The organism is Burkholderia sp. lig30 (genome assembly GCF_000687455.2).
Taxonomy (GTDB): domain Bacteria; phylum Pseudomonadota; class Gammaproteobacteria; order Burkholderiales; family Burkholderiaceae; genus Burkholderia.
This window is the reverse complement of the sequence record NZ_JGVW01000052.1, coordinates 123107-129106: the sequence shown is the minus strand read 5'-3', so window position 1 is coordinate 129106 and position 6000 is coordinate 123107. Positions and strand designations below refer to the sequence as shown.

General features: G+C 68.2%; 5 protein-coding genes and 1 pseudogene. 1 reads left to right on the top strand and 5 read right to left on the bottom strand.

The annotated features are described in order from the left end of the window. From LIG30_RS05085 to LIG30_RS05065, 5 genes and pseudogenes are all read right to left on the bottom strand, one after another. Positions 1-491 (bottom strand): annotated as a pseudogene (locus tag LIG30_RS05085) (hypothetical protein); the annotation flags it as partial. 56 nt (positions 492-547) lie between these two features. Further along, positions 548-1204: a methionine ABC transporter permease gene (locus LIG30_RS05080; RefSeq protein ID WP_038710179.1), complete on the bottom strand. Its 657-nt coding sequence runs from the start codon at positions 1202-1204 to the stop codon at positions 548-550. After that, complete coding sequence (locus LIG30_RS05075; RefSeq protein ID WP_038710177.1) at positions 1197-2351, bottom strand: methionine ABC transporter ATP-binding protein; 1155 nt, start codon at positions 2349-2351, stop codon at positions 1197-1199. The genes LIG30_RS05080 and LIG30_RS05075 overlap by 8 nt, the downstream gene beginning before the upstream one ends. Before the next feature lie 18 nt (positions 2352-2369). Continuing rightward, positions 2370-3764, bottom strand: a complete 1395-nt coding sequence (locus LIG30_RS05070; RefSeq protein WP_038710176.1) for an LLM class flavin-dependent oxidoreductase — start codon at positions 3762-3764, stop codon at positions 2370-2372. Positions 3765-3777: 13 nt separating this feature from the next. Next, positions 3778-4608 carry a MetQ/NlpA family ABC transporter substrate-binding protein gene (locus LIG30_RS05065; RefSeq protein WP_038710174.1) on the bottom strand — a complete coding sequence of 277 codons (831 nt, stop codon included), beginning with the start codon at positions 4606-4608 and terminating at the stop codon, positions 3778-3780. 295 nt (positions 4609-4903) lie between these two features. Here LIG30_RS05065 and LIG30_RS05060 point away from each other — a divergent pair, with 295 nt between their 5' ends. Further along, positions 4904-5755, top strand: a complete 852-nt coding sequence (locus LIG30_RS05060; RefSeq protein WP_038710173.1) for an alpha/beta fold hydrolase — start codon at positions 4904-4906, stop codon at positions 5753-5755. Positions 5756-6000 lie beyond the last annotated feature (245 nt).

Genomic DNA, 6000 nt, shown 5'->3' with positions numbered 1-6000 from the left:
GCGATGCGCCCCGTCTTGCGCTGGAACCACAGCTTCGCGAGGATGTGCAGCTCGTAATGCCACTGGAACGCGAGAAAGCCCGCCACGTCGCGCACCGCCAGATCGCCGATCCGCGCCCAGTGCGCGGCGACGAGCCGGTCGACTTCCGGCAACGGGTCCTGGCCGGTCAGCTCCGCCACGCGCTCGCGGCCGATGACCGCGTGCGCGCCGTCGTCGCCGAGCTGGCGCGACAGGACCAGCTGGAAATGCGGATCGTCGCGAAACAGCGTGTCGATCGCCTTCGCGACGACCTGCACGATGAACAGGTCGTGCGACGCCATCTTCGTGTAGTAGTCGGCCACCGCGGCCAGCTCTTCCGCGCTGCGCGGCTCGCGCGGCGCAACGGTGAGCTTTTCCGGGAAGTCGGGACGGTGGCGCCGCGCCACGTCGAGAAACAGGCTTTCTTCGAATTGCGCGTTCCACTTTTGCGGCGCGCCGATCGGACGGGTCATGATGAATCGGTCTCTCAGAATGATGGTTGGAAGCCACGGCGGCGATGCCGCCCCGCTCAGGCGCGCCTCGTCAGCACCCTGACCAGGCGGTCGCCGGTGAATTGCACGACCGAGACGAGCGCGATCAGGATCACGATCACGGTCGTCATCACGGTGGTGTCGAAGCGCTGGTAGCCGTAGCGGATCGCGAGGTCGCCAAGCCCGCCCGCGCCGACGGCGCCGGCCATCGCGGTCGAGCCGATCAGCGCGACCACGGTGATCGTGAAGCCGCCCAGCATGCCGGGCAGCGCCTCGGGCAACAGCACGTGCCAGACGATGTGGCGGCGCTTCGCGCCCATCGCGAGCGCCGCTTCGATCAGGCCGCGATCCACTTCGCGCAGGCTTACTTCGGCGATCCGCGCGAAAAACGGGATCGCCGCGATCGACAGCGGCACCACCGCGGCCCACACGCCGATCGTCGTACCGATCAGCAGGCGGGTGAACGGCAGCAGCGCGACGAGCAGGATGATGAACGGCGTCGAGCGGAACGCATTGACGAACGCGCCGAGCACGGCGTTGAGGCCGCGCCGCTCGTAGATGCCACCGGGCGCGCTCGTCACGAGGATCACGGCAAGCGGCACGCCGAGCAGCGCGGCGACGCTCGCGGAAGCCGCGACCATCCAGAGCGTGTCGCGGATCGCGTCGAGCAGTTCGGGCCACCAGAGTTCAAACATGGCCGAGCACCTCCGCACGGTTCGCGTGAAGCCGCGCGCGGCCGAGCAGCGCCGCGACGGCGTCCGGTTCGTCCGACGCCGATGCTGCGACCACGAGGCGGCCCTGCGCGCGCCCCTGGATACGTTCGATGCCGCCGTGCAGAAACCGCACCGCGCCGCCGAGCGCGCCGGCGAGCGCACCGACGTCCGGCTCGCCGCCATCCTCGCCCGTATAGCGCAGATCGAGCACGACCTGCGCGCCGTCGGGCAACGCCGCGCCGTCGGGCAGCGGACGCACGCGCGCGGCCAGCTCGGCCGGCAGGTCGTGCACCAGCGTGCTGAGCAGCGCCCGCGTCGCGCCGTGCCGGGGATCGCCGAATACGCGCCACACCGGCCCCGTCTCGACCACCTCACCCTGCTCGATCACCGCGACGGTGTCGCACACGGCGCGAATCACCTCCATCTCGTGCGTGATCAGCACGATCGTCAGACCGAGCCGGCGACTGATGTCCGCGAGCAACGCCAGGATCGATTGCGTCGTCTCCGGATCGAGCGCCGACGTCGCCTCGTCGCACAGCAGGATCTCCGGGCGATGCACCAGTGCGCGTGCGATCCCGACGCGTTGCTTCTGCCCGCCGGACAGGCTCGCCGGATACGCGTCGCGCTTCGCGGACAAGCCGACCCAGTCGAGCAGCTCGGTCACGCGGCGCTCGCGTTCGGCCTTCGGCACGCCGGCGATCTTCAGCGGCAGCGCGACGTTCTCGGCGACCGTTTTCGCGGACAGCAGGTTGAAATGCTGAAACACCATGCCGGTACGGCGGCGCAGCGCCACGAGCCCGCTCTCGTCGAGCGCGCCGACATCGACGCCCAGCACCCGCACGCGGCCCGCGGTGGGCTGCTCGAGCCCGTTGACGAGACGCAGCAGCGTGGACTTGCCCGCGCCGCTGCGCCCGATGATGCCGAACACCTCGCCGCGCCGCACGTTCAGCGTCACGTCGCGCAACGCGGCGGCCTGCCCGCGCGGCGTGCCGAACACCTTGCCGACCTGCTCGAGCGCCACCGCGTCGCCGTCGGCGGGCGCGGTGTCGAACGCAAGCGGCCGCGCGCCGTCATCCGCCCGCGCGGCAGACGGCTCGATGAAACCCAGGGTATCGAAGAATTGCGTCATGACATCGCTCCGTGAGGGTCACGCATGCGCTGGCTCGCGCGCGACGCCCGGCCGGTGCTGCGCGCCCGCATGCCACGCGGGCAGGCGCGCCCCGCCGCCGAACAGCTTCTCGCGCAGCGTCGGCGCGGGATCGTAGTCTTCCTTGTACAGCCCGCGGTTCTGCAGTTCCGGCACAACCCAGTCGACGAAATCCTCGAACGATTCCGGCATCACGGTGCGCGTCAGGTTGAAGCCGTCGATGCCGGTCTCGTCGACCCACTCGGCCAGTTCGTCCGCGACCTGCGACGGCGAGCCGACGATCGGGTGATAGCGGCCGCCGAGCGTCATCTGCTCGAGGACGCGGCGCACGGTCCATGCGCCGCTCGTGCTGCGCTTCGAGATCGCGTCGACCGCCGACTGGATCGAATCGGTCTTCACGTACGAGATCGGCTCGTCGAGCCCGTAGCGGGCGAAGTCGATGCCGGTCGAGCTCGCGAAATGCGCGAGCCCGGCTTCCGGGTTCGCGTAACGACGGTATTCGTCGAACTTCTCGCGGGCGAGCCGCTCGCTCTCGGCGGTCACGACGGTCACGCCGGCGAAGATCTTGATCGACGCCGGGTCGCGCCCGCGCCGCGCCGCCGCCGCACGGATGTCGAGCACCGCCGCGCGCGCGGCGGCCTTGCTCTGGCCGTTCACGAACACGCACTCGGCGTGCTGCGCCGCGAACTCGACGCCGCGCGCCGACGACCCGGCCTGATACAGCACCGGCGTGCGCTGCGGCGACGGCTCGCACAGATGGATCGCGTCGATCGAATAGAACGGCCCGTCGTGCCGCACGCGCCGCACCTTGCCCGGCTGCGTGAACACCCGCGCGCGGGCGTCGCGGATCACCGCGTCGTCGTCCCAGCTCTGCTCCCAGAGCTTGTAGACGACGTCCATGTAGTCGTCGCCGCGCTCGTAGCGGTCGTCGTGGCTGATCTGCTGCGCGAGGCCCATGCCGCGCGCGGCGCTGTCGAGATAGCCGGTGACGATGTTCCAGCCGACGCGGCCGCGGGTCAGGTGATCGAGCGTCGACATCCGCCGCGCGAACAGGTACGGCGGCTCGTAGGTCAGGTTCGCGGTCACGCCGAAGCCGAGATGCCGCGTGACCTGCGCCATCGCCGGCACGATCAGCAGCGGATCGTTGACCGGCACCTGCACCGCTTCGCGCAACGCGGCATCGGGGCCGCCGTCGAACACGTCGTAGACGCCGACGATGTCCGCCAGGAAGATCCCGTCGAACTTGCCGCGTTCGAGCGTTTTCGCGAGATCGGCCCAGTAGTCGAGATCGGTGTAGTGCGAGGAACGGTCGCGCGGATGCGTCCAGAGCCCGTGATTGATGTGGCCGACGCAATTCATGTTGAACGCGTTGAGCAGGATTTTCTTCTTTGCCATGGGTGCGCTCCCGTCACCAGGCGACGGCGTACAGCGTGCCGAATGCGTTGTCGAGCGCGCGGCGCACCGCCGGCGACTGCTGATAGATCGAGATGAACTTGCGGATGCGCGGATCGTTCGTGCTGTCCGGCCGCACGACCCACTGGAGCGCGAAGATCTTGTTCTCGGTGCCGTCGAACAGCAGCGCGCTGTTCGGATCGGTCGTGCCGGCAAGCTTGATGAAACTCGGATAGCCCTGCGCGAGATCGACGTCGTCGAGCGCGCGCGCGAGTTGCGACGCTTCGAGCGGGACGATCTTCAGGTGTTTCGGATTCGACACGATGTCGAGCGTCGTCGCGCGGTAGCCGACGCCGGGCTTCAGCGTGATCAGACCCGCGCGCTGCAGCAGCAACAGGCCGCGGCCGCCGTTGACGGGATCGTTCGCGATCGCCACCTTCGCGCCGTCCTTCAGGTCGGCGAAGCGCTTCACCTTCTTCGAGTACAGGCCGATCTTCATGATCGTCCCCGGCGCGATCGCGACGAAATCGTAGCCGCCCTGCTTCTTCGCGTTTTCGAGGAACGGGATGTGCTGGAAGTAGTTGACGTCGATGTCCTTGTTCGCGAGCGCGGCGTTCGGCGTGTTCCAGTCGGTGAACTCGATGATCTTCACGTCGAGCCCCTGCGCCTTCGCCTCCTGGGCGGCGACTTTCAGCGCCTCGATCTGGGGGCTTGTCGCGATGCCGACGCGCAACGGCGCGGTGTCGGCGGCATGCGCGCCGGAAACGAGCGCCGCGCCCAGCAGCGCGATCGCGAACGAGCGCGCGAGGCGCGCGACGTGGCGGGCGGAATAGACGGGATGCAGCATGGGGACCACTCTCATGTCGATGGGCTGGATCAACGCATGAGCACGCCCGCGGCGGGCGCGGAATGCGTCCTCCGGATGCGGAGTCATGCGAACGGAATGAATGTCAGCCGATGATAAGGAGCGCCCCGGCGGTGGTCTACGAAGCGATTCTGGGAAGAAAATCGCGGAACGCGATATGGGGCGGGACGTTTGCTATCAGAAAAATTGAACGATGCAATGAGAATTATGCGTTTTTCTTACATGGAGGCGTCAGGCATAGTTGCGACGTGATGACGCACCTTCGAGTTTTCCAGTCATGAACATGCGAATCGAGCCTTCGTTGCTCGCCAACCCCGATCTGCTCTTTGCCACGCTCCCGTCAGGGATCAGCATGCCTTACGTCGAGCGGGGCGCGGGCGAGCCGATGGTGTTCGTTCACGGCTCGCTGTGCGACTACCGCTACTGGGACGCACAGCTCGCCGCGCTCTCCGCGCATTACCACTGCATCGCGCCGAGCCTCAGCCACTACTGGCCGGCGGTCGAAGCCGGCATCCAGAACGAGTTCAGCTGGCGCAACCATGTCGACGAAATGGCCGAGTTCATCGCGGCGCTCGATCTCGGCCCGGTGCATCTGGTCGGGCATTCGCGAGGCGGCAGCGTGGCGTTCAACGTGGCGCGCGAGCATCCGGGCCTCGTCAAGACGCTGACGCTGGCCGATCCGGGCGGGCCGCTGCAGCAGGCCGGCGTGCGCGAGGCGACGTTACCGCCCGCCGCGCAGGCGCTGCGCGCGAAGGCCGCGGACCTGATCGAAGACGGCGACGTCGACGCGGGGCTGGAACTGTTCGTCGATTCCGTCAGCGTGCCCGGCGCATGGCAAAAGAGCGGCCCCCGCTTCCGCACGATGGCCGTCGACAACGCAAGCACCCTGCCGAAGCAGCTCCGCGATCCGTTGCCCGCCTATTCCAACGAAACGGCCGGGGATCTCGCATGCCGGACCCTGCTCATCGACGGGCAACGCAGCCCGCGGATGTTCCGCAACAACGTCGAAACCCTCGCAGGCTGGATTCGTGACGCGGACCGGCAGACCGTCGCGGGCGCATCGCACGGGATGAACGTCGCGCATCCGGGCGTGTTCAACCGGCTCGTCCACAGCTTCATCGAATCGTAAGCACAAGCGGCTCGGCGTCGCGACGACAGCCAGCCGTCCCCGGCATGCGCGCCAGTCCGCGCGCGCCGGCGCCGGCCGCTCGAAGCGGCCGGCGCGCTTTCCGTCCCCCAGTACTCCTTTCGGTTTTCCGCACGCCTCGCTTCCGCGCCTCTTGCCGGCCGGCGAAGCAAGTCGAAAAAGCGTCTGTCGCGCTGCCCGTCTCCGTTGCGCGGCGATCGCCGGGGAAGACCGTTAGTTGCAATCTA